This window comes from Gillisia xinjiangensis (assembly GCF_046298265.1).
Classification (GTDB): domain Bacteria; phylum Bacteroidota; class Bacteroidia; order Flavobacteriales; family Flavobacteriaceae; genus Gillisia; species Gillisia xinjiangensis.
This window is the reverse complement of sequence record NZ_JBKAHK010000006.1, coordinates 25344-51915: the sequence shown is the minus strand read 5'-3', so window position 1 is coordinate 51915 and position 26572 is coordinate 25344. Positions and strand designations below refer to the sequence as shown.

Sequence of the window (26572 nt, the reverse complement as noted above, 5' to 3'; positions counted from 1 at the left end):
TGCATTTTCATTTAAAGATTTTGATCTTACATTCCATAATTAACTCTATAGATTTTCATCAATTTTAAGAGATTCAAATTGTGGGGTTTTGTAATTTTCAAAAAAATCATTTTGAAGGGAAATATAATATGAATCACTAATCACATCTTTTTCTAAATATTCTTCGAATTCAGGATAGGACTTTAAAACATTCTCATCTGAAATATCCAAATGTGTACGAATTATTTTAAAAAATTTAATTTCACTGTATTCTACCTCCTTATCGGCTTCTATAACATCTATAGCGACTTTAATCACCTTCAATTCTTCCTCTTCATTTAGATGCGCATCATCGAGTTCCTTTAGGTATTGCCTTAGGAAACCGTGACCGTGATCATTAATATTCTCAATTAATTTTTGTAATTCAGTACTGGTATCCAGATCTCCAAAAAAGTTTTTCTCCTTAGAAAGGGATTTTATTAATTCTACTTCTCTATCGTCGATGTGGCCGTCACAGGCCATACAAGAGAAACCTGTTTTAAGAAGTAATTGGTTAAAATTATGATTTTCCATAAGTGAAATTTTTATTTAAAGCCTATAGTAGGCCTCTCTGTTGTATTAGATTTAATTCCTTCGAGTTTTGCCCTTACTCCATCATATTTTTGTAGTTCTGACAGTGATATGGATGGCCTGTTTTCTTTAATAGTTTGCAGAACCAACTCCTTTGTAATTCTTTCTTTACTTCTCAGGGCTTTTCGGGAAGCTTCATCACTTAAAAATTTTATATCGCTTGATACATAATTTTCAGTAGCGGAAGCAAGTGCTTCATAATCCAATCCTATTTCCCGTGGCCGTTTTTCAAGATATAAACGGAACATTAATTTGCGGGCCTCCATATCTGGTGGTGGGAGATATATGATCTTATCAAGTCTACCTGCCCGTAAAACCGCAGGATCGATTGCGGTAGGTCTATTCGTTGCCCCTATTATAAAAACACCATCTTCTCCCGAGTTATTCATTTGCGCCAGGAATTCATTTACCGCGCTTGTGTTCATATGATTTATATTGGAATCATTCCTATTGGGAACAACAGCATCCAATTCATCAATGAAAATTATACTTGGGGCATTTTCCTTTGCTTCCTTAAAAAGTGCTGCAATGTTTTCCTGACTTTGGTTAACCCATTTGCTCTGAATATCGGAAGGTTTTATTTGGTAAAAATTAAAGCCAATTTCCTCAGCCAGCTTTTCAGCAAAAAAGGTTTTACCGCAACCTGGCGGGCCATATAAAAGCATTCCGTTGGGAATAGTTAGACCATATTCCGCATAACGCTCAGGTTCATTTAAAGCATCAATAACATCCAGTTGTAATAACTCTTTAAGCTCCTGCATACCTGCAATTGCCTTAAAACCTTCCCCTTTTCTCACCTCTTTTTTGGATGGTTTCGATACAGTGGCATTGGTGGTTGGTGTATTGTCTAATATTATTTTTCCATTTAAAGCCTTAAGAAATTCTGTGGTGGAGGTAAATCTGTTTTCTGAATGAATACTTAATGCCTTTGTAATTATGGCAAGGGTTTGTGGGGTTATTTGTGAATTCGTGTCAATTACCCGCAACGGCTTTCTTCTTTCATCTTCTATTAATTCAGAAACTCTATCTGCATTGTTTTTATACTTTGAAACTTCCACAAACCAGGGTGGCAAACCGAATAACAAATGATAATAAAGAGCACCCACAGAAAAAATATCAGTTTGAACAGAAAAAACCCGGTTAAAACTTTCGGGAGCCATATAAAATGGATTCAGGCCTTTCCGGTTAAAGGCGTTTTGGGATTGATCTAAATACCGGGCATACCCAAAGTCTATGATTTTAGCTACAGGATTCTCCCCTGAAAGATCTGTCATGATATTTAGATTTGTAATATCATTATGGATTACGGGAATACGCAGGCTGTGGAGATATTCCAATCCATTTAAAACATCACAGATAACATCTTTAGAATCATAAGGATTAAAAGTATGGTCTCTCCGCATCTTATCGGCAAGAGTTTCGCCACTAATAAAATTGAGAATACCGAAAGCAAATTTTTGACCTTTCAGGATTAATGTTCCGGAATCTATCAAGCTCACCACATTCGGGTGTTTTATTTCTTTCAGGATCTGGATTTCGAGGACTTCACCTTCAGCCGTAAACTGGGTTTTATCCAGTTTGGAAAAGGAGATTAGTTTTAGAAGCCTTGTATGGTTCTCTTTATCTTTGACCCTATAGGTTTCGGCGTAACTTCCTTTTTTTAAAAAAAAAGTGACTGTGTATTTTCCTTCGATGTTAAAACCTTTTTGCAGAAGGCCTTTAGGCGTTAGATTCATAATGCTTCCTGAGGATTACTTGCCTGGGTTGAAAAATTTCCATTTTGCTGTAAAATCAATTCATAACCAAGTATATCATTGTTAAGGTTTTGAGGTGAATCCTTCCCTACGTGCTCATCAGCAATAAATCCTCCTTTTAATGTGCCACAGGAGGTTTCCTTCATGACCTTATCCGTATCCCATCCTTTACCGTAATAAAAAAATGGCTGATAAGTGCCATTAGGAAGTTGAAAGGTATAACTGGATCCCGCCTTGATATATGCATGTCGGTAAACTTCATTATTTCTTTTTATTGTCACCAGAACATCTGAATTACTGGGAGTTTTTACCTTCAATTCAGAACATCCAGAGGAATTACACGAATTATCTTTACCATAGCAATATGCATAAGGGGTTGAACCTGTAGCCAAAGAATTTTGCAATAGCGCATCATAAATTTCTTTTTCCTGCTCATCCTGAATTCTTTTTTCTTCGAGTTCAATGCGCACATGTTGTTCTAAAGCAAGCCGTTTTTTCTTGTCAGATTCAGTTTCACAAGAGGAGAATAAACCAAGGGAACATAGCAAAATAAATAGTAAATATCTTTTCATAATCATTTCTTTAACCTTCTAATACATCAATATCAATTCCTCCTGCAGTATGGGATTTTTTATCAAAACCTCCATTTTCATATAGATCGTTTACTACTGGCTGTATACTATCTATGCTGGGAGTTTGGTAGATAATCTCCTTTCCTCGGTTTATGGCAGACCGTGCAGAAGCTGCATTTTTCCATTGGATTGAACTAAAATCTTTTTCAACAAAGAAGATAAAACCCATTAGATGTTCCAGTCTTTCAAGTTCAAAGGAAATGTGGCCAATATCTTCTATTAATTGAGATGCAATTTTTTCAGATTTTAATGATATGGCTTCCTCAACATCTTTCTTGATCCTGTTTATCAATTGGGTTGTTTGTTCATTACCTTTATTGGAATTAACGCTTTCGAGCTCATAAAAAGCTTCTTTAAGTTCTTTTTCCAATTCTGGCCAGGCTCTTTCATCCTTTAATTTGTCAATTACCTTAAGTGCCTTTCTTAGATTGGATAAAACCTGTTGTTTTGTATCCAAATCCTCTTTATTTGTTTCAAAAAGTTCCTTAGCATCATCAATTTGCTTTTCAGCTTTTTTGAATTCATTTGAGGTATTTCCTGAATTATTTAATTCCATAGCCGCAGTCCTTGCTTTCTTTAACTCATTAGAGAGCCATTTGGTTTCTACAGATTGAAGTGTATCTGTAGGAACTATGATTTCAGCGGTATGATCCAGGTGAGGAAAATATGCATTTACTGTGATATTTTGTGATTTGTCAACATTCACGGTTAGATCTACATCACTCTTCTCTGGTAAAAGATCAGGTAGGTCATCACCACTAATTATAATATCATAGATATGTTCATTATAAATAGCCCTTGTTTTGTCTGCACCGTATTCTCCCTGGTAAACGGGGATTTTAATAAAGTCTGAACTGTTTCCCGGTCTTATTTGTTTCTGGGTTTTCAACGCGTTTGCAGTCCCGGTCGCAGGAAGAGATTTGTTTTTCTCTAACCCATTAACTGTACGGAAAATGATTTTACTACTGGCTCTATCTTTAATCTCAATTCCAATATTATAGGGTAAGGTTGCGCTTCCAATTTTAGACCCCTGAATTATGCTAAAATTAGAGGGCTCACTTTCTAAGATGTTTCCACTTGGATCATATAAATGGATTTCAAAAACATTGGTTTTACCTTCATTTAAATACACATCAATTACTTCTCCTATTGCATTGATCTCAACTTTTCCGCTGGACCAGGATTTATCGGCACGCGTTATATTGACAAAAACATTTTCCGGGATTTCTCCTTCGGTTTTTTCTGTAAGAATTTTTACGGTTACAAATTCTTCAATTTCGACCGTAGAAGACTCATGGGTTACTTCAAGTTGAATTTTGGTTTTATCCCGGTTCTGTTCCTGAATATCTTCAGAAACATAAACTGTGGAAGCATATAAGGCTGCCCCTTTTGCAACCACCGTCATTGGGTCTGCTGAGGTATCGGGTTTACAAATTTGTTGCTCAAGCATTTTTCTTAAAACCGGAGAAAAAGTAGGGCCTCCCACGAGAATAAGAGAATCTATGGAGTCTCCCTTTAAATTGTTTCGTTTTAATAATTCCAAACTGAGATCTATAGCTTTTTGGAAAACCGGCCCTAAAGCTTGTTCAACATCATTTTGGGTAACTGTGATATCAAGTTCGAATTCTTCACCCTCGTCATCCTCTCCCGGAATATCTCCCAGATCTGAAAGTATATTGTGAGTTTCGTTAAAGGATAATTTTATTTTTGTTTCTTCTGCGTAAAATTTCATCCCATTTCTAAGAATCTGCTTTTTATTTTCATCCTCCAGTATTGAATCAATTACAAAATTATCCTCTATATAGGGAAGAATTATCTTGTCTATTATAGCATAATCTAAATTTTTACCACCGAGGTAGTTATCTCCCTCTGTATCGATTACGTTCATTATTCCATCTTCTACTTTTAATAGTGCCGCATCAAAGGTTCCTCCCCCAAAATCAAATACCATCCAAAATCCGTTTTTCTTTTTGCTGTCAAGACCATACGCCATTGCGGCTGCAACAGGTTCTTGTAGTACTTCTACGTGTTGAAATCCTGCCAATTGGCCAGCACGTCTTGTGGCGTCGATTTGATTATTTTTAAAAGCTGCTGGAACTGTAATAACTGCGGAGTTTACACTCTCATCCTTTATAAAGGATTTTAGAGTTTTTAAGATTTCTGCAGATAATTCCTCTGAAGTGAGCTCTTTACCAAGATTTGAACTGGAATACTTTTGATTCGACCCCATTGTTCTTTTAAATTCAATGAAGGAATTACTGGAATGGCTTTCAATCTCAGTCATTGACTTTAATTTATCTCTTTTGAGGGCATTATATGCACTATCCCCAACCTGGAAAGCCTTTTTTTTATTTATGTAAACACAGGAAGGCATTGTATCTTTTAGTGTATCAGTTTTTCTAATAACTGCTTCCCCGTTCTCCATTCTGGATATGGCTGAATTAGTTGTTCCTAAATCGATTCCATAATCTATTTTTGTTCTTGCCATAATTTCTTTTATTAAGCTTCAGTTACTTCGATTTGTGCAGTTTGAATCATTGTTCCATTGAAGTTTACCTGCGGTTTTATTATTCGTGTTATTATCTTCTTATCTTCATCAAAATCTTTATTTTGTATAAAATTCACAGAAGCTTTCATCCCTTCATGATATTCCTTACCAATCATCTCAACGAGTTCGTAACCATTCGCAGCAAAATTATCCTGAATCCTTTTTACTGATGCGCTTAATTGTTTGAGACCTTTGGTGTTTTCATCCATTCTTTCCAGATTTTTTTGTATCCGGATTATTTCATCGGCTACCTTCAATGCCAGTTTATGATCTGTTCCATTAGAAGAGGGCAGTGGGGCGGGAGCTGCAGACACTGGTACACTTTGTAGTTTTAACTGGGTGTTAAGAATCTCAAGAAGTTTTTCATCCAGCTTAATAGCTTCCTCTTCCAAAGAAGTGCGGGTTTGGATGATCTGACCTTCCATATCTATTTTGGAAGAATTGATTTTTTTGGATAGTAAAAAATAGATCAATCCGGCAATAATCAGAAAGCCTAATATTCCAATGATCCATAGTAACTTATTCTGGTCTAAAGTTTCATCTACTCTTGAAAAATTGGCTCTTACAGCGGTAGTTTCCTCTGTCAACAAATTGTTGAGATTTTTTGAACTTTCAACAATTGCCTCATTATTTTCCCTAATAGAAACTTCAAGAGAATCCAATTGATCCTTATAAAGTTTATTGGTTTCTTTTAGATCAGATATTTCAGTCTCCTGTTGAGAGTTTTTATTTCGAAAGACTTTTAATTCATTATTTTGAGTAGTATTGATTTTACTCAGTTCATTCATTCTAGAATTCAAGCTTTGTACCTCTGCAGAGAGGGATTTAATAGTAAGAGAAATTTCCTGAAAATTTCTTTCCAGTTTTTCAAAATTTTGCACAGGTATTGAATCTTGTTGAGCAATTGCACCTGTTGAGAACAGCAAGAATAGGAATAGTAGTTTTATTTTCATTTTTTTTATTTATGAGCAGGCATTAGCAAGAATTAAAAACAATATAATGACCCCAATTATGTATACAAAGGGAGGAATTCCTTCATTGGCAGAGAAGGTTTCAACTGTTTTTGTTGAATTGTTTGATCCAGTATTTTGTCTTCCGGTGGTTCTAACTGGGGGAGGAGTTGGTCGCGGAGTTGGACTGCCTGAATCACCAATTTGAGACGCAAGAGATTTTAAGGTTGAATGGTTACCGTTATACCTGGATCGTAATTCTGGATTCATATCTAATGAACCTATTGAATTAGAAACAGCTAGAGCCTCTTGCAGAATTTGTTTAAGTTTAAGAATAATTAATATTTTACTATCATAGCTGTTGGAACTTCCTAATTTTTCCTGCGCGGAATTTACGGCAGCGACTAACATACCTTGAGCATTATTAGCCACAGCACTACTTATATTTAAATAAAACTCATCTGTAGCTCCTAATTTATTTTTAATTGTAAGCAATTTTGGCTTACAATTATGGATTAACTGTTGGGCATTATTTGTAGTATCTGTCTTATTCTGGAACTCAGATAACTCTGTGGTAATAAATTTTATTTCTTCCTGGATTGCAGCTGTTTGAGCCCAATCTTCTATCGTTTTTTTGTTGTCATGGATTCTTTCTTTTATCTGGGAACCAACAGCCATAAACCCTGCATATTTTATTAATTCTAAACTTTTGGTACTGGGATCGGTAATTGCTTTATATTCTTGAAAGTAATCTATTCCACATTGCAGGATCTCTTTGCTTAAACTGTCGGCGGAACTTTTAAACCTTAAGTCATTGACACCAATTATCTTTTTAAGCTCAGTAATAGTGGTTTTTGTTGTTCGATATAGTAAAAGGCCATATTGGTAAGATTCTTTTTCATCCAACTTCCGCTTTCTTTTAGTGGTTTCAATCTTATTGTTGATAAAATGTAATGGTTCTTCTGCAAGTTTACCTGTAAGATATTTTTGAATGGAACCATTGCATAGGCTGAAAAGAGAAATAGCTTCAGAGCCGCTATATTTTTGCTGAAATTGAAGAAGAATTTCATCAATAAATTGTTTGGATTGTAATTTTTGGTCTATCAGGTAAGTATCATCAGTTACAAGCTGAGCAAACAATGGAAAATTTCCAGATTCTATAAGTTTAACTTTTGCCGCAATACCCACTTGTATTTCACTAAGGAAGGAACTGGCTAGGTTAAGAGTTCCTAAATTACTGAAATAGGAGAAATTTTTTGCGGTAACTTCCTTTCCATCAGTTACCTTTTTCCATATCTCAATTGCTTTTTCTTTATTGCCATTCTCAAGATATTCAAGTGCGGTTGAATCAAAGGAACCACTATTAATAAACCAGAACAGAGAGTGTTTAAGTTTATCCTGGTTTTGTTGAAGTTGGGCAAAAGCCTTATCTGCGGTTGGTGTGTCCCGTTTAAGGACTCTTAAAAAATTAAAGTCGGTGCCAAATCTGAGATCCTTCCCAATATTGGCATATGATGTGATTTTTGATTTATTTTTTTGAATTTCCTTGGTGGTAGCATTAGAATAAACGCCGGCAGTACGATATGGGTTATAATGAATTAAATCCATCAATGAGGGGGGGTTAATTTTGGTTAATTCTTATAGTTTCACTTATTAAAATAATTTGTAAGAGGTGAAACAATTTTATTCTTATAAAGTAAATCTAATACCATTGGATGGGAATATTTTACGGTTTTCCGTAAATGGAGCAAAAAAAATAGGATTTATTTAAGTTTTTTATCTTAAACATTGAATTTTAATTCATAATTGTGGAGTTTTCATAGAATTAAAGGTTTTCTTTTTCCCTTGTCAAAATTTTATGCCTTCCTCCCAAAAAACTCCATTTTTTCAAAGATGTTAAAATTGGCTATGCGCGGAATTACTGCTTCTCTCCAATTTGAGGTAAACCGAATACAGATTAAAGTCCTAAATTTTAAAAGTGTTATAAATCTATGGCCTTATCCGGCTCTTCCGCCTTTACTACCCGGTGCTCAACTCCATGTTTCGCCTCCTCTTTCATAGCAATGAACCAGGCTTCACAGTCATAAGTTAAGGATTTGCAAGTTATCTGTTCATCGAGTCCGGGGGTTAGTTTATAGATGCTGCGCAACAATGCATTTCCCTGTTTCAGGTTGAGCATTTCAAAAATATCGGCATCCAGCCAGAAATCGATATTGCTATTGCAGGAAATGTCGCTGTTGAGCTGTAGCACACAAAATTTAGTGCTGCATTGTTTTAGCAAGGACCAGTAGCCTTGTTCCGCTCCCCGTTCACTTTCAATTCTTTCCTGCAAATCCTCGCCTGCGACAAATTGAATGCTATTGATCATTTTCAGAAGGCTGTTGTACGCTTTTTGAATTTCAAGATTTTGTTCCTGTGCTTTCTTTGGAAGGAAGGCCGCTAATTTGCCATGATGGTAGGAGGGGAGAAAGCTTTGCACAAAGAATTCCTGATGGGGCCTGTGCGTTCTCTTAAGATAATCCTCCCATTCTTGAAGGATGAGAGGCTCTATCAGCGGATTCGCTCCCAGTTCCTCTATTTGGAATCTCAGCCATTGCTCATCATTTTCAACCCAAAAATCTTTAGATTGCTTTGCAAGGATGTTTCGCACCAGGGATTCAAAAAGTTCCTCCCTGGGCGGATGATTTTCTTTCTCGTCCAACATTAAGGCCTGAAAGATCTCATCTGTTCCCTCTCCACCTTCCTCAACGATTTCAAAACCATCGCATAGGTCGTCTAAATTTATATCTTCTTCCCCTAGCTTTATGAAAGCATCGGGCACTTCCTCGATATCTTCTGTGTGATAGGCATAAATATAAACCGTGCAGAAGGTTTTTCCGCAGTACTTAAACTCATACATATCAACAGGTTCATCAAATTTAGGGGAGCTGTCGCTGCCTTTTCTGGTATATTCAAGATCTTCATCTAGACTTTTCAACCTGTCACAAAAGTTGTATCCCGCTCTTATGCTGCTCGATAGAATAGGGTTGGATATGGAGATGCCGTAATCTTCTATTTGAATGTCCGGTTTAAAAGAGTCTTTTTTGCTCATCTTTGGATTTTTGATCTTTATTTAGTTCAAATGTTCAAGGTGCTGTTCACTTAATACAGGCATTTTAAAGCACAAGTATTCCCAGCTGTCATCAAATACTAATTTTTGATAATTTCAGAATTTCCCTGTACCACAAATTTCACCAGATCAACCACCTGCATTCTGCTATCATCATCTTCCGGGAACTCCATGTAGCCACAAGTAAAAATAGATGAGATCTCCATCATGCAAAGAATACTTTCCAGCAGGTGGCCACTAAAACCATCCTGCCCTATATCATCTTGGTAATGCGCTTTTTCTCTTACTGAAGCGTGCAGCTCCTCTTTTAGAAGTTCTTTTAAATAAATATTTAATTTATTTCCATCTTCATCCATCCTAAGATCTTTACGGGAAAGGTAGAGTTTGCTTACATCGATATCGAACTTTTTAATTCCATCCCTTTCTGCCTGCCCCTCCTTAAAGTACATAGACAGGATCGTGAGAATGTAAAGGTCTGCTTCATCTGTAATGAAGTTTGCGGGTAGTTCAAAGAATTTTTCTAAGTTTTGTTTGACCATATTTTTCATAGTTTGATCTTAATTTTTTTTTTATATGTTGGTCCTTATTGTTTTTCATTGGACATATTAAATTCGCATATCCCTGCCCGATGGCAGGCGGGTTCATCGGTTTTTGTATCGCATTTCTCTTATGCCCATTTCATAAAACACCTGTTTCATCATCAATTATTACTTTTTCAGTTCTTCCACTTCCTCCGGATCCAGAAACGAGTGGCACCAGCCAAAATCGGTAAGCCGGTCCTTCACGATCAAATAGTTCATCGCGAAATACCGCTCATAATTGATCCTGCTGTTTCCGGGGCCTTCAACCGAGTACCGAATGATGTAACCCATCACTGTTTTTCCGTAGACGCAGGCGATACATCGTGAGGAAAATGGAAGTACTCCCATGATCTGTACCGGTTTGATCTCTTTTTGGAATTCAAATTTTTCAGGAGCATCCTGAAGGAATTCCGGAATGTCTTCTAAATTTTCAAGATTAAATCTTTCTATGACTTCCTTCAGAATGTTTACATCCAGCAACCTGCAAGCCAGGTCCATTTGTTTTAGGAACATTTTTGTTTGATCGACAGTAAGTACGGGTGCAGTAGTTTTAAAGCTCATGGTTGTGATTTGGGTTTCAGAAATATTTTTGCTGTGCAAATTCCAAAATCGACTTGAAATTTGGATAAATAGTGATCAAATAGATCCCGCATAATGCCGCGAGGCCTCCAAGCACATACAGCGCTCTTTTTTTTCCCGCTTTATACCAGAGCAGCGGAACATATAATACCACTGGCACCAGCACGCAGAGGTAAACAGACATCGCTATGTAATTGGTATCGAATGTCTCTGCAGATCGGTTAAGGAAATCTACGCACAGATCGAAAAATTTTACTGACAACACTTCAAAATCTGGGATGATAAAAAACAGAAAAGATACAGGGATGAAAATAAATTTTTTCCATCCTCTTAAGAGCAGTGTGAAGGATAAGGGGAAAAGGACAAAATAAAAGTAAATATTAATCGCCTTATATGAAACCCCAAATAGCCAGGCGGAAGCGTACAAGCCGGCCATAACGAGCATAAAAATCTGGTGCAGGAAGGAATGGGAGTTTTGAATCCAGTAATCCATAATGGGAGGGTTATTAGAAAGGTTGGCAATTATTAACAAAGATAAAACTGGGGTGTGCAGTAGATATGCACACAAAGGGTCCGGATTGGTTATTCTTCAACTTCGTACCCCAGATCAAAGCACAATCTTGCCACACTCAGGTTTCCATATTTTATGATCAATTTATCCTTACTGAAAACCGGATCATATTTAAGCTTTTTCAAAAGCTTTTTTCCTTTTATAGTTTCGTTGTCCTCAAAATGCTCGGGATATTTGGCCATGAGCTCCGGCCTCATATATTGAAAACACTGAAACTCATCGAGGTAAATGAAATTTAGGGCGGGAGAGGGAAAATAATCATCGGGTTGCAATACCTGCTGCCCGGTGATGGGGCAATATAGGTTTTCGAATTCACGGTTTAAACAGATCTGCTTCATATGGTATTTGGTTTTGGTTAATTTTCAGCTAATCTGCATTCGACTTCATCTTCATATGCAGATCCGTTGGTGACGCTTCAATGTTGCCGCCAAAGCGCAACTGTGTGGTATAGCAATCCAGGGATTTGGAAACAAGCAATAAAGCTGCTGTGAGATAGATCAATAAGTCCATTAGGCCGTTTTAAATTTTTATAATGATTGCTTAAGGTTAGCCCAGGTAATTTTTCTTAATTATTCTCCTGCAAACAATCCACCCAGATCTCCTGCCATTCATCCCGGTAGGCCACTGCCGTTTCATAATCGGAGTAAGGGTGCTCTATAAAATCATTGATGAGCAATTTTTCATATTCCTTGGAGCCGGGGTTCCATAAATATTCATACCGGGATTTCAATTCCACTCTTAAAATGTGGCCTCTTTCCCGGGGGATATAACCATCTATATGAAAGGATTTAATCTGGGAAACATCTAATGTTAATCCTCCGTGAGTTACAACCTGTGATTTTTGCATCGGATTTATTTTGTTATTAGTTATAAGAAGTTAATTTATTAAGAAAGATGTTGGTTTTTAAAATGATTTAAGGTTTTTTCATCGCTCATGGTTTTGTTTTACAAATATATTGGGAGATGACGCCAAAAGATGACGTTTATAATTCTTTCACCTAAACTTAAATAACCGTTGAAATTTTTCATTATATCTATTTTCGGCTTTTTCTCTTTATCATTTCTCAATCCCGTTCTTATCACACCAATCAGAAATTAGAACAACTAAATCGGAGGCAGGAAAACAATTTCCTTCCCCATAAGCCTGCACCAATCTCCTTTCTTTTACTTCAATTGTAACAAGAGGCTTTTCAATGGTTTCTCCAATTGATAATGTTTCTTCCGTTAAGCTGAAAATATGGGTTTTTCCTGTCCGGCACATCCCCAGATAACTAAATACACAATGTTTCATCTCTTCACTCTCCTTAAGTAATCGCTTACCGGAGGTGATCTCGGTTATTCTTAAAATATTTTTGGGATTAGTTTTTTTATAATCGGGAATACCCAAAGAAATCCAGGTTGCCTCCAGGTCTTCCTCAGTATGATCAAAAGCCGCTTCAAAATGCCATTCGTCAACAACTCTTATGAGAGAATTTAATGTTCTTCCTTTTAAAGTATAATCCAGAATTTCATTCCCGCCGTATCGTTGATACTCCAGATAATCAATTAGTGCCCTGATATTGCTGTGATAGGTCAGACTTTCCTCTGGAGTTGAAATTAACCTTACCACATCTTTCCAAAAATCAATATCCTTCGCGAACCCCACGGGATCTTCCTCAAATTTATGGCTGGTTTCAAGAAGTGACTGGATTGTGAAGACCGCATGTGGAGCTTCTTTAAGCAACCTTGCTGCCAGAATATATCTGTCAATAACTTCTGTATGAAAGGCAGTAAGGTTCAATTGTAGATTATGAAGTAGTGCATTCTCCCTTTTAGATATCCTATATATAGGGTCCAGTAACTTCCGCGGTGAACCTCCTTCTAATAAAGCTATCAATAATATTATTTCATCAAAGGAACAGTCGATCAAATGTTCTTTGAAAAACAATGGCCGGGTATTATCATTAAAAAGGTGATCAAAAAACTGAACTCCTTTGGGTTCAAATACATTTTCAAGCAAAGGCAAAGCTTTGGTAAATGACGTGATTTGTAAATCTGGTCGTTCTGCCAGGATGCAAATGCATAAAAAAGCTTCCCTGCACTTTTGCAGATGCATGAAATTGACATCGGTTTTGAAAATAATATTCAAATAGTACTTGCAACTATCAAACTGATATTGAGTCTGCCGGAAAAGAAATAGTTTTTTTCTCACCGCCCAAATGACCGTGCTCAGAAACTCATTAAAGAGCTTTGACCTCAAAAAAGAATTGTCCAAGAGAAACTCCAACCATTTAAAAAAGCGCAGTTTCTGAAGAGGATCAATCATTTCAAGGGTTTTGTGAATTCCCTGCTGCAAATAAAATTTATCTGATGCCAGAGAGAGAACCCTTTCTATAATTTCAAATTCATTACGCGATAAACGGAATTCATCCTGCATTGATTTTTCAGGGCTTCTTCTGAAAGACGGTTGGAATTCAATATTATCTACGTTTACAAACATTCGGATCTTTAAGATTCTTTACAATGAAATTCATTAATTTGAACACCGAATGTATATATTAGATACGTCAATTACCGTCGTAGAAAATAATTTAATAGTAGTAATTCCCTTAAAAGATTATGTCATTATATATAACTCATGTCCAGGGCGGAATGCGCGAATTTGAAAGGACCGGGATTTATCCTGAATATCTGCTTTTCAAGCTCCCTGGCACCCATCAAAGCTGGAGAATAAAAATCAAGAAAAAACCGCAACAGGGTTTTTTAAAAAGTAAGGGTATTTCAGCCTTTGAATATAGCTTTGATGGCCAATGCTGTAAATTCAGAAAAGTGAAAATTGATGGTTCTTTTACAGCATGGATGGAACCTGAATACATGATTATCGAAATGAGGGATTAATACCTTAGTTGAAATGAATTTCCTGAATAAATGTAGAAGGAAGGTAATTGAAAGCATTTTGCACCTGTCGCTAAAAATTTATATAATTATTCAACAATCCTCTTATTTGTCCTGCTGCCAACGGATTGGCCGAATGAACTTTAAATTTGAAATTTATCAGATCCATTCCAGATTTAGTGAAAACACACTGTAACACTTAAAATTCACCTTGAAATAAAAAATTCGAAATTATCCCTATGCCTCCTCACCAAATCTCATTTTTGCTATGGAATTTTTTGCCTTGTTGGCGGAATGAAATTTTAAAATCCCTGGATAATCGGTCAATATAGAGGTGGTGCAAGTGAAATTGGAGAAAGGACCTTGAAAATAATTTTTTTATGGTAAACCTTGTCGGTTAATTTCCTTTAACCATGGTTCAAACAGATCCCAGTGTGAGACATTCCATTGTGCACTTAGGTAATATTTATCACCATAAATTTCTTTATAATACCTATTCCATCCTTTATGATCAGCCCGACCTTGAGATTTTATTCTTAAAACAGGATATCCTGCGTTTAAAACCCGCTTAGAATAATCAGGATTTAATAAATTTTGAATATCATTGGAATTTAATTTACCATGTGCAAATAAGTTTCTGAAGGTTTTCTGAACATACTCACCAATTTTAAGTCCTTCTTTAGTCCTTTTGGAATCTATATCATTAGAATTGATTCTCGGGATTCTTAATTTATTCGAAATATAAGTTTCAGATTCATGATTAATTGTTTTGGATTTGAGTTCGAAATCATAATCTTCCAAAACTCTATCTACCAAATCAGAATCATAAAACTCACTCAGTTTTTTCCTTACCAAATCGAAAATTTCATCACTAAACCCTTGCTGTATTATTCTGTTTTCAATATCCCTTAGCTTCTGTTTTTCGTTGTATTTTTTTAATCCGTTTTGAACGTAGAATTCAATTGAGGTGGTAGTACTTTCAGATTTCTTAAAAGATTCAACAAACTTCACTCCTTTTTCAGAGGATTTCCTTAAAGGAATTTCTTCTACAAGATGAATATCATTTGCTCTTGAATCGGACATTTCAGTAAAGACTTTAAATCTATCTCCAATTAGGATTCCCACCGGAGTTCTGAGCATCCTCATATAAGAAGAAAGTTGATTTACATGTCCGGAAAAATTTAAATCTTCAGTTGGTTTTTTGATTTCAATTACACAGACAGGTTCAGATTTTTCGTTACGAATTATGATATCGGGACACATACGGTTGGCCGCGCCAAATTGAATAGATTCTCGTACGGAAAGTTCCTTTTTATATTGACTCCATCCTAATTTTTCAAAAACTCTAATAACCTTGTTTTCGTAAATCTGTTCAGATACATTAGAAGGAATTGTCTCAGTTAGAATAAAACATATTTCTTCCCATAAGTCCTTATCCATAATTTTTACTATAATTAATTTTTGCTCGTAGGGATTCTAAAATGGTTTTTTTACCCAATATTTCATATAAATATACTAAAAATAGCATCAGTTACTTCACATCATATTAATCCGTATTTTTTATTCCCCAACTTCCCGAAAATATTCATAGATCATTACCCTCGCAAGGATATTAAAGTTCACAATAGCACAGCAGGTAATTAAACTAATGCAGTTCTAAATCCAACCACTTTTCTCTCCGGGCTCTTATATTGCTCTTCTTCACTAATATTGTAGATCTCCGCGAGGGTCATTTCTTTATCGGTAGAATAGTTCATATTTTGCTCAATAAGTAAACGATTTGCTTTATCTGGAACTAGTGCCCTGAATTCATATGCCGATTTTAACCGGCCTTTTCGTTTGAGGGCGGGATCTATATTTTGGACATCGGTATTGAAGGTGGCGATGATCTGTATGCCCAGGGATTCTCCCAGAATGCCGTCTGTAATATTTAGGATCATTGCAAGGTTTGAATTCCGCTGACTGTCCCGTGAAACGATGAGCTCTTCGGCATCTTCTATGACCAATACTGAGTTTGGGTTATCAATAAGATATTTGGTCATGGCGATATTATCAAGATTCTGGGCCATCTGTCCCGGAAGGAATACGATTTCCTTCTTTACAAGTCCGCACAGGTACCTGATATAGGTGCTTTTTCCAGTTCCGGGTTTTCCGTAGAGCAGATGGAGGCCACTTTTATTGTCCTGCTTTAAGATCTTAAGCATTTTATCATGAAATTCAGGAAAGTCATCATTATAACTGATAGAGAGGTCAAGATCTGGTTTGGTAAAACCTATCTTTTTATTATCGAGGCCATGTTGTTGCATTATGATAAGATTGATATGAGCTTTGTCTGGTTTTTCTATTTTAAATCCTTTTAAAAACTCCAGGAGCTGATGTAAATGCGCTGAATTCTCATCGTGAAAATACAAATGAACTTCATCTGGCTCCTGCTCTAAAATAATTTCATTTTTGAGAATATAGATAATTTCGGCTGCGTGATCTTTTTTTTCAATACAGTGTCTAAAATGCTTCCCCAGAATATTGGTTTCGAACTTTTCGGGAAATTTTCCATGGAACTTCTCGATGTCCCGATTGGAAAATGTATAGCTGCTGGGAACTTTCCCGAAATAGCCCAGGTACATTTTCTGTACCTGATAGAAATGTATCAGATGGTTTACATGCTGAAGATTGAAATCCGGTAAAAAATCGGGTTCTGTATTATTTCCGTAGTTCATTTGATCAATTTAAAAATTAGACAAAATTCCGTCCAGGACGGATTTAATTAAACTGCTTTATTGTTTATTTCTATAAAAGGAAGGACCTTTTTCTTAGTTAGCCCAAAGATGAAAATAGGTCGCGCCAAATAATGACACCCAAAAAAATTATTTATTTATTTATAGCCTTTTAAAGCCTTTTGTAATTGTGACTTAATGCTTTTTTTCAAGCCTTCCGGCTTCAATATCTTAACCTGATCTCCATAGGAAAGCAACTCCATTCTGAAATCATACGTAGGCCGGATAAAATAGCTAAACCTGATTTCCTCTTCATTTTTCAGGACCAATTCCTGGCTGTGATGTAGTGGGAGGGATTCCACATAGCGACCTTCCTGAGGAGTAAAAGAAAGCACGACTCTTTCAGCTTCTTCATTCGTACCGTTAATAATGCCGAAACTGTTTTCAAATTCCTGATGCACATTGTATTCAATAGGGGCAAATCGGAATTCAGAAATCACTAAATTTTTAATCCTGTCTAGTGCGAAATTTTTGACTTTATCTCCGTCCTGTGCAATCAAATACCAACGGTTGCGCGCTTCCTTTAAAGCAACGGGGTTTACAGTCCGATCACTAACGGACTCATCCCAATACTTATGGTATTCAAATTTGACGGATAAGCGGTTCTGTATAGCGTGAATAAGTCCTGCCATGTGTTCAGTGCCCAGAGATCTGCGCTCTTCAAAAATCAAGCTTTCACCAAAACCTTTGGACAGTCGGATTGCGTTTACAATTTCAGAATTCTCTCGCAGGCGGCGGGAATGTATTTCTTCAACATCATCTTTAATAAAATATTTGTTGGTGCTTTTGTCAGATCCTATTTCAATATCGTAGATCGTAGCTATATTTTTAATATCCCGTTGAAATGTTCGCTGGGAGGTTAGAAGGTCTTCTTCTATCGAGCTATGATCTAGGGCTATTTCCCTTTGAATTTCATCATAGCTCATGGGTCTCCTTCGAAGGATAGAAATGATCCTGGTATAACGTTTAATAGTTTGATGTACAGCCATAGTGATTAATAACATAGTTTAGAAAAGAAATGAGAGACCTGCTCTTCAAAAAGGTTAGGTGGGATCCGGTGACCGAGCCCGGGATAAATTTTCAGCTCGAGTTCATCTTCTTGCAAGTGATTACTTAAAAAAGCTAAAGTTTCCTTAGGATCCACCACTTCATCTTTTCCCCCTAAAATAATTTGTTTTGAGGAAGCTACCCTGGTGAACTTTTCTTTGGGAAGGTTTATATTTTCCGGATGTCTGGATAGGGGAGGGTTAAACAAAAGGGCAGGACGGCCAATCCAGTCGGAGATGATATACCCATTTAGAGCACCCATGCTGCTGCCAATGATCACATTAAATTCTATTTCGGGATAATTTTGAAGGATTTGCAGGGGCTGGATATGCTCCCTGGAGTAATCAATGTCGGGGGCGAATACATTTCCGTAGTTCTCCAGGATTGTGCTTTTCTCTTCGTTCAATTTGCTTTTTAAGCCGTGCAGGTAAAGTATGTTCATAATCGCTTCTCTTGGTTAGTGAAGTAAAGAAACGAAGAGAAGGCGACAAAATAGGTCGTGATAGAAAATAATTTTGATGTTGTATTGGTTAAGGGAATTAGAGAAAGAATAGTGCTATAAAAACACCTAGAACAAATGCAGATAGCATGCCAAGAACAAACCCGACTAAAAAATTATAGCGCATCTCTTTCTTTATAAAAGATTTCGGAATATAATATTTCAGTATTTCGTCTGTCATAATTATAAAAGTACGACAGGATATAGCGAAATAATTACGGGTTTCCGTAATGAAGCTATTTTTTTCTGAATTCTTTGCTCTTTCCCTTAATCTTTCACCATAAATTCAAAAATTATACTACTAATTATCACACCTTATCCGAATAATTTCATCAATCCTACTGGTATAGCGATTTGACAATCGTTCCTGTTTCATCTTCCAGGTACGGCCAAGATCCATTCCGGCAAATTTTACTTTTCCGTTTTCCGTTTTGTTCAGCCGGTCTATAGTTTTCATTAGGATATGATGCCGGGGATCCACTGCAGAAAATAAAGAAAGCTGAATTTCAGAAGCCGGGGTGATACCCATAATGATTACTCCCGCTTTTTTGTATTGGTAGCCGGGTTTGAATATCTTTCTAAGGCCATATAATGCGGCTTTAGTCAATACCATGGTAGAATTGGTAGGGTTGGATAGTTTCACCACCATACTGGCGCGGTATTGCTTAAGGTCTGTCCTAAAAGGATTAGTGATTAAAAACACATAGAGCAGGGTGCAATTTGAATCCTGTTTGCGAAGTTTTGCTGCGGCTTTTGCCGCATAGGTAGCTACCCGCTCCCGAAGATCATCGAACTCACCGTACATTTTATCAAAGCTTCGGGTCACCGCGATGTTTTTTTTATTCTTCACTTGCTCAAAATCCAGGGTGCTTTCACCAGAGAGATCCCGTTTCAGTCTTAAGCCTACAACGCTCATTTTTTTCAGGGTATAATCATTCGGTAACTGGATAAATTCCCAGGCGTTTTTTACGTTAATGTTTAATAATCGTTGTTCATGCTGGCGACCAATCCCCCATACATCGCCAATCTTGGTCCAGCGAAGTGCCTTTTCTTTCTTTTCTTCGGAATCAATGGCATAAACACTACCGGTGCGATCGGCGAATTTCTTCGCGATCTTATTTGCGATTTTTGCCAGAGCTTTTGTGGGAGCCAACCCAACACTTACAGGAATACCGGTGTGCCTGAATACGCGCTCTACGATCTCTTTCCCAATACGTTCCAGGTCGAACAATTCAAAGCCGTTAAACTTGAGAAAAGATTCGTCTATGGAATAAATTTCAATTTCAGGAGTGAATTGAGCAAGTATATTCATCACCCGGCCGCTCATATCTCCATAAAGGGAATAATTACTGGAAAAAACCGAAATTCCTTTTGCTTCAAAATCTTTTTCAAATTGAAAGGCCGGCGCACCCATGGGAATGCCCATTGCCTTCGCTTCATTACTGCGTGCTATTACACAACCGTCGTTATTGCTAAGAACAACAACCGGTTTATTCCGGAGGGAAGGATCAAAAACCCGTTCACAACTCGCATAAAAATTATTGCAATCTACCAGGGCAAACATATTACAGGTTTTTTATGCAGTGAGTAACGATTCCCCAGATCACAAAATCATTTTCGCGGCTGACTTTAATCGGCTGATATTTTTCATTTTCGGCTACCAGCCAGATCATCTCCTTTTCAATTCTAATGCGCTTAACGGTAAATTCTCCATCTAAAAAGCATACTGCGATATTTTGATGTTTTGGCCTTAAGCTCTTATCAATTACCAGCAGATCACCGTTCCCAATCCCGGCACCAATCATACTATCGCCTTCCGCCCGACCAAAAAAAGTTGCCTCTTTATTCTTTATCAGATGTTTGTTAAGGTCTATAATATCTTCCAGGTTGTCTTCGGCCGGGGAGGGGAAACCGGCGGAAATTCCATTAGTACAAAGAGGCATAATTAAATTATGTAAAGAATATTTTTTGTAAATTTTCATTAGCTAAGATTAAAAAACAAAATTAGGAAAAATTCCATATAAATGGATAGATTCCAATATAAATATTATGTGTTACGAAACAAGCCTTACTAAAAAACTGGCAGCTATTGAAAAACATACCGGTGCGGTTATGCGGTATCCGGAAGTTTACGAACCCTGGTATCATTTGTCGGGATTTTCACATCCTACTATGTTTTGCATTCCAATAGACGAACCGGCTGTTATTTTACCGATGGAGTGGGGACTGGTTGCACCCTGGGGAGAAGATGTACTGAAATTCCGGAAGAAATATAATACTCTTAACGCCAAAGCAGAAACGCTGCTAACGAGCAAAATGTACAGCGAACCTGTCCGGGAACGCCGCTGTTTAATTCTCGCAGATGGATTTTTTAAACCGCATTATGAGAAATTAAGCGGGCCATCTCAGCCTTATTATTGCTATTTGGAAGAAAGGAAACTTTTTAGTTTCGCAGGGATTTACAATACCAATGATCACGATTTCTGGACCTGCAGCATAATTACCAAGGAAGCCGACGATTTTTTTGCGGTGATCCACAACAAGAAAAAAAGAATGCCGCTTGTTTTAGATCCTGATTTTGAAGGGGAGTGGTTGAACCCGGATCTTAAGGATAAAGGGATTGAAGAAGTTCTGGCCAATAGCTTTATGAGAGAACCATTTATTGTGCACCCGGTAACCAGAGACTTATATAAACGTGGGATAGATACGAATACCCCGGAAATATTGGAAAAAGTAGGGGGGAACACTAATCTGTTTGAAGAGTGATTCATTTTAATTAAAAAAATATGATAATTTTATTCTAAAAATAAATGGGAGAAATTGCCACATCTAACAGACAAATAACTATATATTATAATCCGGAATCAGTTATTGCCGAAAAAACTTTGATTTTTGCCAAGGCAGAGGGGTTTACAATTCTGGAAATAGACATTTTAAAAACCCCTTTGACCGGAACCCAAATAGCCGAGTTATCCAGCCGGTTGAATATGGAAGTCAAGGATCTTGTAGATCAGGAACATGATTCATATAAATTAAAATTTGAGCCACATAATTTTTCAACGGATGACTGGATAAAAATGATAAGGAGCAATCCTGAAATAATGCGGCAACCTATAGCACTTCGGGGAGATACTACTGTTCTTGTTCTTACCCCAACAGATATTCTCAAATTATAAATCCGTTTCAATTAAAAAGTTTCTGATTAATTACTTGTTTACAAGTACGATATATATTGTCCCACTCTTGTGAATTTTGGGATGTAAATAGCATAATAAGTTGATTTCAAAATGGCAATTTCAATCAGTGGAACGGTAATTCTGAATCATATAATCAAAGAACTTTTATAATGTTGAAATGGGTTTTTATTCTATTCATCAGGGAAATAATGTAATCGAAATCACTTTAAATTTTGGAACAGGTTATTCAGAAACTTCCGGGATTTGATTTCCATCTTTAAATTTCCAACTGTTTTCGAAGTCGTGAAACCAATTCTTCGTGTTTTTTAGGATTCGATGCTTTTAACGCTAAAAGGTTATCCAGTTTCCATTGTACAGCCGGGAATTTTTTTAAGTCCAGGTAATCCCAATTAGGTGTGGCATTTTTAAAGGCCAAAATAAATTCTTTATCCTCTTTGGTCAATGAATCGTGAAGGGAAGATAGCAATCGATTCCTGGTAAATTCAAAATCGCCGTAAGTAAAAGATTTCAGGGTCATTCCTTTGAATTGATTTTCGAAAGTAGCCCGTTGGTCAATTTTGTTCGGAAAAAGAATATCTTGCATTGATCTCCCACTACTGAATAAGGTAAACAGGAAACCTTCTTTTATGGGTTTTGTGATTCCTTCATTCTCCAGCATATAGTGAACGTCAAATAAATCCCTGGGATGTTGCCGATCTAAAGCGGCACAAATTTTTCCACCATATAGTTGGCCCAAAGGCACCCCTTGAATGCTACAGAAGGCATCAAAGTCTTTCTGTGCTCTTTCACACAATATGAGCTCATTCAGGTTATTTATCAAACCACGAATTCCCTGGTTAACTTCTATTTTTACAACAGCACCTCCTTTAGAAATCTGGATCTTTAGTTGCTCTTCCAGAAAATTAACCTTCACACCCGGGATATTCTGTTCAATATTCTTTTGAATAGTTGCCAGTCCTTTCCTGATGTTAAGCATCGCTGTTTCCCGGGCTTCTGTATTTATATAGGTAAGATCAATATCGACCGATAGTCTGGGCATATCCCTAATAAATAAATTAATCGCGGTCCCACCATGCAGTGCAAATACCGGAACTTTTTCTATTTCTGGAATGATCTGGATCAATAAAGCTACTTGGTCTCTATATCCTGCCATATTCTTCTAATTTTTTAGGTACCGTAATTTGATATTTTTGTAAATAAACCCCTGCAGAAACTATACTACGTTTACCACTTCCCAGATTTATATCATTTAAATTGAGAAACCTGAACCAGCTATGTCCGGCTTTTTCTGCCATATAAAGGAATAATCTCTTTACTTTGACAGAGGTGCATGCCTCGAGCAACTCCTGTATAACTTTGGGACGGAGATTGCTCAGACCTTCCATGAGTTCATAGCAGGCAATGAGATCCTGGTGTTTTGGTGCCAGGTACAGGCATTCCATCATAGCTCTGGCTGCTCCTGAGACCTGAAGACTAAAATTGGTTTCATCCTGAACGACCATGCCCAATCCTGATGGTAAAAATGAAGTTGTCGCATAATTAAAATCTATATCCCATTGATGTTTTATGAACCAGGCAGGTAATTTCTCCTGAGGTTTTCCCATAAGAAATACCTGCTTTTGCGCCAGATCGAGATAATGTGATTTTCCCAACATCATTAAAGCAGTTGGTCCGGCAGGATGTACCGTCATTTTGGTTTGTTGCTGTAACGCATGCAGGGCCCCGATGTAAGAGATCTTGTCATTTGGTCTTTTATACGCTCCGATCCCGAAAGGTATCAGCCAGTTACTTTTTTTATATTTATTAATTAACTGGTCACTATAACCAAGTTCTCGTAACCAGGCTGTCTGGGCAGGAGTCCCGGGTTGCCATTGCTGCAATAGGGAGTTTATTTTACTTTCATTATGTAAACCCATAGTATAGATATTTGGATAAGTATAAACATGCAGGAGTTTATTTATATTAAAACATATAAACCCATCGTAGTTTGAATATAATCAAATATATAAACTAATGGTATATAGATTGTAATTTTTTTAAACAACGGGTATTTTTGTTATCACCAGGATCCACAACTCAAATCCCCTCATCAATCTTTATTTGCTTTTTGACCTTGCAGATAGACAGAACCTCTCTGTCAATCTTTTTATAATTTTCATTGATTTCTTCCTCCGAAGTATTTTCTATTTCACTTTCGCTGCTCGGTAGTTTAAATAGTGATGTCGCTTCCTCATGAATCCGATCAAAATTAGTTTCTAAATCAGCCTTCGAATACTGCTTTCCTATATCCGGAAATTCCCGTTTAATGTTGGGTAATTTAAACTGTACTTTTTTGTCCACGCCATCAGCAAAGGTGATGAACTCGCCTTGTTTTAATCGAAAAAACACATCTGCTCTTATTTTAGGAATCTCTCTTTCTCCTGTGGTGATACGGGTGTCAAAATCCAAACTGTATCCACGATTAATACTGGTGGTTGGTTTTTTTACTATTTCGAAGAAGCGTTCATAGTATTTGGCAGTATCTGGATCATTTACCTTTCCGAAGAATTGGTAGGAAAGGTTACTTAAAATGGCCTTGCTTGCTTTGTCTCCATACATCATATCGTTCTGGATCTTATCCTGCATTACATATATCGTCGCTATATCATAACTTCTTAAAGTAGCCGGGATGCGTTGCATATTTAATAAGCGGATGGTTGGCGCTTCTTCCATCAATAGGAAAGAAGGTTCTGCTTTCCGCACACTCATTTGTTTAACAATGGTATGGATTATTGTTGCGATAACGGGAGAATAGGAGGTTTCGAACTTGGGATTGTTCACCACGCAAACAACAGCAGGATTTTCCGGGCTATTGATGTTTAAAGGCACATCATCTGCGGATAGGGTCATAAAAATGTTCTGAGTGCTTATGCGTTTCAGTGCATTGGCAAGGGTGCTTTTTACTCCGGCCGTTTGTCGTTCAGACTCTCTGCCACTGATAAAAGCGTCTGCCATCGCCCTGGAGGTTGTATTGGTCTCTAAAAAATTTATCAGGCTATCGGTGTCTAAATATTGGTAAATTGCGATTAGGTGCGGTAAGGTACAGAATTCGGGATAAGATGTTTTTAGTTTCCAGATTAGTCCTCCTATGAGTCCCTCAGCTGCATCATTAAAAAATTTGGAGGTTCCTGAAGCTCCAGATTCCCGTTGTTCCAGGAGATTTTCAAGAAGTACCCTGGAAATCTCATTCACACTTTCTTCATTTTCGAGATATCGGGGTGCAATTGGATTTACCCGGTGAATGATCTTATCGAAAGATATGATATAAAATGGATTTTGAGAATTTTTAAAAAGAGGGTATGCCATATCGGTAAGCTCAAAATCCTTATAATCATGAATGACCCCACAGAAATTATGCTTCCGAAAATGTTTCAAAAATCCATAGACCACGCTCTCGGTCTTACCACTTCCGGCAGATCCAATAATGGATGCGCCACGTTTTATATTATCAATTTTAAAATCCTGGGGATCTGATTTAAATGTTACCTGATACCTTTCTTCGGCAACTGGATGTGAAGTTTTCTTGTGTAGAAAGACATACATGATCGTATTGAGGAGGAGCAAGGGACATCCCAGATAAAGTACTGCTTTTACGAATCCTTCAGGATAAAATAAATAGAAGATCCCTACAGAAAGTAAAACCGTATTTAAAATAAATGCATACCTGGAAAGCCGGTACATTAGGTAGAAAAGTATAGAGGCCAGGATAAGTAAGAAAGCGATATGTTTGAGGTTATAAGCTTCCATTTTATTTAAATTCCAATTGCACTTGATTTTATAGCTATATCAACACCTTTCCTCAATCTATTGAACACTTTTATAGCCAGTTGTGCCTTGTTGGTAGGTATTCCCGGCGGTATAGGCATTCCGGTTTCCCGAAGAATTTTAAAAGCAATCGCTTTCTCGTTTGTGGGAAGCTTTATTAATGCGGAAAAATATAGCTTCGGATTTCTTATAAATTCCTTTCTCGATTGATAGGATTCAATAAAATTCCGCTGGTAACCGAAGGTTCTATCAAAGGTCTTCTCCGCATTTTTAAAAAACCTATCCCTATCAAATCCTCGTTTGATCGTTTTCCCATTCAGTGCCACTTCAGAAGATTTATATTTACTCCCTGGTGATAAACTATACCGATTGGAGGCATCTTTCCTGCTGACGATAATATGAATATGGCTTTGCGGTCCGTCTTTTGCCATTCCCTGAACAATACGCTGTCCGTTCTGCTGATGGGGAGCTTCTTTTTCCAGTTTAAGGATCTGTTTTTCCCGGGTTTTAATATTCCCTTCGATCTCGCCCCGTTCGATTTTCCGAATCTCATTTTTGAGTTCCAGGATTTTGGTCGCAAAAGGCTGGTTTTCCCGAACCTGCTTATCATTACCCTTAAAGCTCCGCTGGTGCTCAATCTTTGCGTAATACTTTATATCCCCCAGCTCAACCGGCCGGCCATTAATTTCCCTGTTAAATGAGGAAACGTAATCCTTCATCAATTCCCTGGTGTATGTCTTTAAGTCCTGGCTTTTATCCTGCAGCCTGTTGAGTTCATATTTGGAGGGACTAACGGTTATGGAGTAAAACCGGGGTTCAGTTTTCTCCAATTTCGCGGTATTCCCATCAATTTCCCTTATCACTTCTTCTGCAGAAATGTCATCTTCGGACTGATTGAAAAAGTGTTCCATCTTCTCTAATTCCAAACCCTGATTTTCTTTCCCGAGGTAATCGACAAAACCGGCTGAACTTTTGGAATAATTTTCCCCCAATTTTTGTGGTGTGATTGTTATATACATAAGCTGATATTTTATAGTTCTTTAT

Annotated in this window: 26 protein-coding genes; 3 read left to right on the top strand and 23 right to left on the bottom strand. The window is 37.1% G+C overall.

From position 1 onward, the window contains the following. Positions 1-45: 45 nt before the first annotated feature. The 13 genes from ACKGJN_RS11305 to ACKGJN_RS11245 all read right to left on the bottom strand — a co-directional run bounded on the left by ACKGJN_RS11305 (position 46) and on the right by ACKGJN_RS11245 (position 13812). Complete coding sequence (locus ACKGJN_RS11305) at positions 46-552, bottom strand: tellurite resistance TerB family protein (protein WP_409539609.1); 507 nt, start codon at positions 550-552, stop codon at positions 46-48. Positions 553-563: 11 nt separating this feature from the next. Further along, positions 564-2345: an AAA family ATPase gene (locus ACKGJN_RS11300; RefSeq protein WP_409539608.1), complete on the bottom strand. Its 1782-nt coding sequence runs from the start codon at positions 2343-2345 to the stop codon at positions 564-566. After that, on the bottom strand, positions 2342-2935 hold the full coding sequence (locus tag ACKGJN_RS11295; RefSeq protein WP_409539607.1) for a hypothetical protein: 594 nt from the start codon (positions 2933-2935) through the stop codon (positions 2342-2344). Before ACKGJN_RS11295 ends, ACKGJN_RS11300 begins: the two co-directional genes overlap by 4 nt. Before the next feature lie 10 nt (positions 2936-2945). Further along, entirely contained in the window at positions 2946-5483 is a 2538-nt protein-coding gene (locus ACKGJN_RS11290) for an Hsp70 family protein (RefSeq protein WP_409539606.1), read from the bottom strand. An 11-nt stretch (positions 5484-5494) separates the two neighbouring features. Then, the gene (locus tag ACKGJN_RS11285) at positions 5495-6496 is read right to left on the bottom strand and encodes a hypothetical protein (protein ID WP_409539605.1); all 1002 of its coding nucleotides are present in this window, start codon (positions 6494-6496) and stop codon (positions 5495-5497) included. Positions 6497-6505: 9 nt separating this feature from the next. Further along, entirely contained in the window at positions 6506-8101 is a 1596-nt protein-coding gene (locus ACKGJN_RS11280; RefSeq protein ID WP_409539604.1) for a hypothetical protein, read from the bottom strand. Positions 8102-8474: 373 nt separating this feature from the next. Next, complete coding sequence (locus tag ACKGJN_RS11275; RefSeq protein ID WP_409539603.1) at positions 8475-9584, bottom strand: hypothetical protein; 1110 nt, start codon at positions 9582-9584, stop codon at positions 8475-8477. A 98-nt stretch (positions 9585-9682) separates the two neighbouring features. Continuing rightward, the gene (locus ACKGJN_RS11270; RefSeq protein WP_409539602.1) at positions 9683-10141 is read right to left on the bottom strand and encodes a hypothetical protein; all 459 of its coding nucleotides are present in this window, start codon (positions 10139-10141) and stop codon (positions 9683-9685) included. Positions 10142-10309: 168 nt separating this feature from the next. Next, positions 10310-10744, bottom strand: a complete 435-nt coding sequence (locus tag ACKGJN_RS11265) for a hypothetical protein (protein WP_409539601.1) — start codon at positions 10742-10744, stop codon at positions 10310-10312. A gap of 16 nt (positions 10745-10760) precedes the next feature. Beyond that, on the bottom strand, positions 10761-11255 hold the full coding sequence (locus tag ACKGJN_RS11260; RefSeq protein ID WP_409539600.1) for a hypothetical protein: 495 nt from the start codon (positions 11253-11255) through the stop codon (positions 10761-10763). Positions 11256-11344: 89 nt separating this feature from the next. Next, the gene (locus ACKGJN_RS11255) at positions 11345-11671 is read right to left on the bottom strand and encodes a hypothetical protein (RefSeq protein WP_409539599.1); all 327 of its coding nucleotides are present in this window, start codon (positions 11669-11671) and stop codon (positions 11345-11347) included. A 227-nt stretch (positions 11672-11898) separates the two neighbouring features. After that, positions 11899-12180, bottom strand: a complete 282-nt coding sequence (locus ACKGJN_RS11250) for a hypothetical protein (RefSeq protein WP_409539598.1) — start codon at positions 12178-12180, stop codon at positions 11899-11901. Between the two features lie 210 nt (positions 12181-12390). Further along, a complete protein-coding gene (locus tag ACKGJN_RS11245) occupies positions 12391-13812 on the bottom strand; it encodes a PcfJ domain-containing protein (RefSeq protein ID WP_409539597.1) in 1422 nt (473 codons plus the stop codon). Between the two features lie 119 nt (positions 13813-13931). On the opposite strand from ACKGJN_RS11245, the gene ACKGJN_RS11240 reads away from it, so the two are divergent. Next, on the top strand, positions 13932-14210 hold the full coding sequence (locus tag ACKGJN_RS11240) for a hypothetical protein (RefSeq protein WP_409539596.1): 279 nt from the start codon (positions 13932-13934) through the stop codon (positions 14208-14210). A 375-nt stretch (positions 14211-14585) separates the two neighbouring features. Here ACKGJN_RS11240 and ACKGJN_RS11235 read toward each other — a convergent pair whose 3' ends face one another. The 6 genes from ACKGJN_RS11235 to ACKGJN_RS11210 all read right to left on the bottom strand — a co-directional run bounded on the left by ACKGJN_RS11235 (position 14586) and on the right by ACKGJN_RS11210 (position 20509). Beyond that, positions 14586-15647: a type I restriction enzyme HsdR N-terminal domain-containing protein gene (locus ACKGJN_RS11235; RefSeq protein WP_409539595.1), complete on the bottom strand. Its 1062-nt coding sequence runs from the start codon at positions 15645-15647 to the stop codon at positions 14586-14588. Positions 15648-15847: 200 nt separating this feature from the next. Beyond that, positions 15848-16924 carry an AAA family ATPase gene (locus tag ACKGJN_RS11230; protein WP_409539594.1) on the bottom strand — a complete coding sequence of 359 codons (1077 nt, stop codon included), beginning with the start codon at positions 16922-16924 and terminating at the stop codon, positions 15848-15850. A gap of 155 nt (positions 16925-17079) precedes the next feature. After that, positions 17080-17985, bottom strand: a complete 906-nt coding sequence (locus ACKGJN_RS11225) for a helix-turn-helix transcriptional regulator (protein WP_409539593.1) — start codon at positions 17983-17985, stop codon at positions 17080-17082. Beyond that, positions 17976-18470, bottom strand: a complete 495-nt coding sequence (locus tag ACKGJN_RS11220) for an alpha/beta fold hydrolase (RefSeq protein WP_409539592.1) — start codon at positions 18468-18470, stop codon at positions 17976-17978. The genes ACKGJN_RS11225 and ACKGJN_RS11220 overlap by 10 nt, the downstream gene beginning before the upstream one ends. Before the next feature lie 358 nt (positions 18471-18828). Beyond that, positions 18829-20091 carry a Y-family DNA polymerase gene (locus ACKGJN_RS11215; RefSeq protein WP_409539591.1) on the bottom strand — a complete coding sequence of 421 codons (1263 nt, stop codon included), beginning with the start codon at positions 20089-20091 and terminating at the stop codon, positions 18829-18831. A 1-nt stretch (position 20092) separates the two neighbouring features. Next, a complete protein-coding gene (locus ACKGJN_RS11210) occupies positions 20093-20509 on the bottom strand; it encodes a LexA family protein (protein ID WP_409539590.1) in 417 nt (138 codons plus the stop codon). Positions 20510-20576: 67 nt separating this feature from the next. Between ACKGJN_RS11210 and ACKGJN_RS11205 the strand changes: the two genes are divergently transcribed. Both ACKGJN_RS11205 and ACKGJN_RS11200 read left to right on the top strand, forming a co-directional pair. Then, complete coding sequence (locus ACKGJN_RS11205; RefSeq protein WP_409539589.1) at positions 20577-21293, top strand: SOS response-associated peptidase; 717 nt, start codon at positions 20577-20579, stop codon at positions 21291-21293. Positions 21294-21337: 44 nt separating this feature from the next. Then, positions 21338-21703 carry an arsenate reductase family protein gene (locus tag ACKGJN_RS11200; protein WP_409539588.1) on the top strand — a complete coding sequence of 122 codons (366 nt, stop codon included), beginning with the start codon at positions 21338-21340 and terminating at the stop codon, positions 21701-21703. A 277-nt stretch (positions 21704-21980) separates the two neighbouring features. Here ACKGJN_RS11200 and ACKGJN_RS11195 read toward each other — a convergent pair whose 3' ends face one another. The 4 genes from ACKGJN_RS11195 to mobB all read right to left on the bottom strand — a co-directional run bounded on the left by ACKGJN_RS11195 (position 21981) and on the right by mobB (position 26547). After that, complete coding sequence (locus tag ACKGJN_RS11195) at positions 21981-22877, bottom strand: nucleotidyl transferase AbiEii/AbiGii toxin family protein (protein ID WP_409539587.1); 897 nt, start codon at positions 22875-22877, stop codon at positions 21981-21983. Then, positions 22864-23640 carry a type IV toxin-antitoxin system AbiEi family antitoxin gene (locus tag ACKGJN_RS11190; protein ID WP_409539586.1) on the bottom strand — a complete coding sequence of 259 codons (777 nt, stop codon included), beginning with the start codon at positions 23638-23640 and terminating at the stop codon, positions 22864-22866. Before ACKGJN_RS11190 ends, ACKGJN_RS11195 begins: the two co-directional genes overlap by 14 nt. A gap of 160 nt (positions 23641-23800) precedes the next feature. Next, the gene (locus tag ACKGJN_RS11185; protein WP_409539585.1) at positions 23801-25510 is read right to left on the bottom strand and encodes a type IV secretory system conjugative DNA transfer family protein; all 1710 of its coding nucleotides are present in this window, start codon (positions 25508-25510) and stop codon (positions 23801-23803) included. A 5-nt stretch (positions 25511-25515) separates the two neighbouring features. After that, positions 25516-26547: a MobB family relaxase gene (gene mobB, locus ACKGJN_RS11180; RefSeq protein ID WP_409539584.1), complete on the bottom strand. Its 1032-nt coding sequence runs from the start codon at positions 26545-26547 to the stop codon at positions 25516-25518. Positions 26548-26572 lie beyond the last annotated feature (25 nt).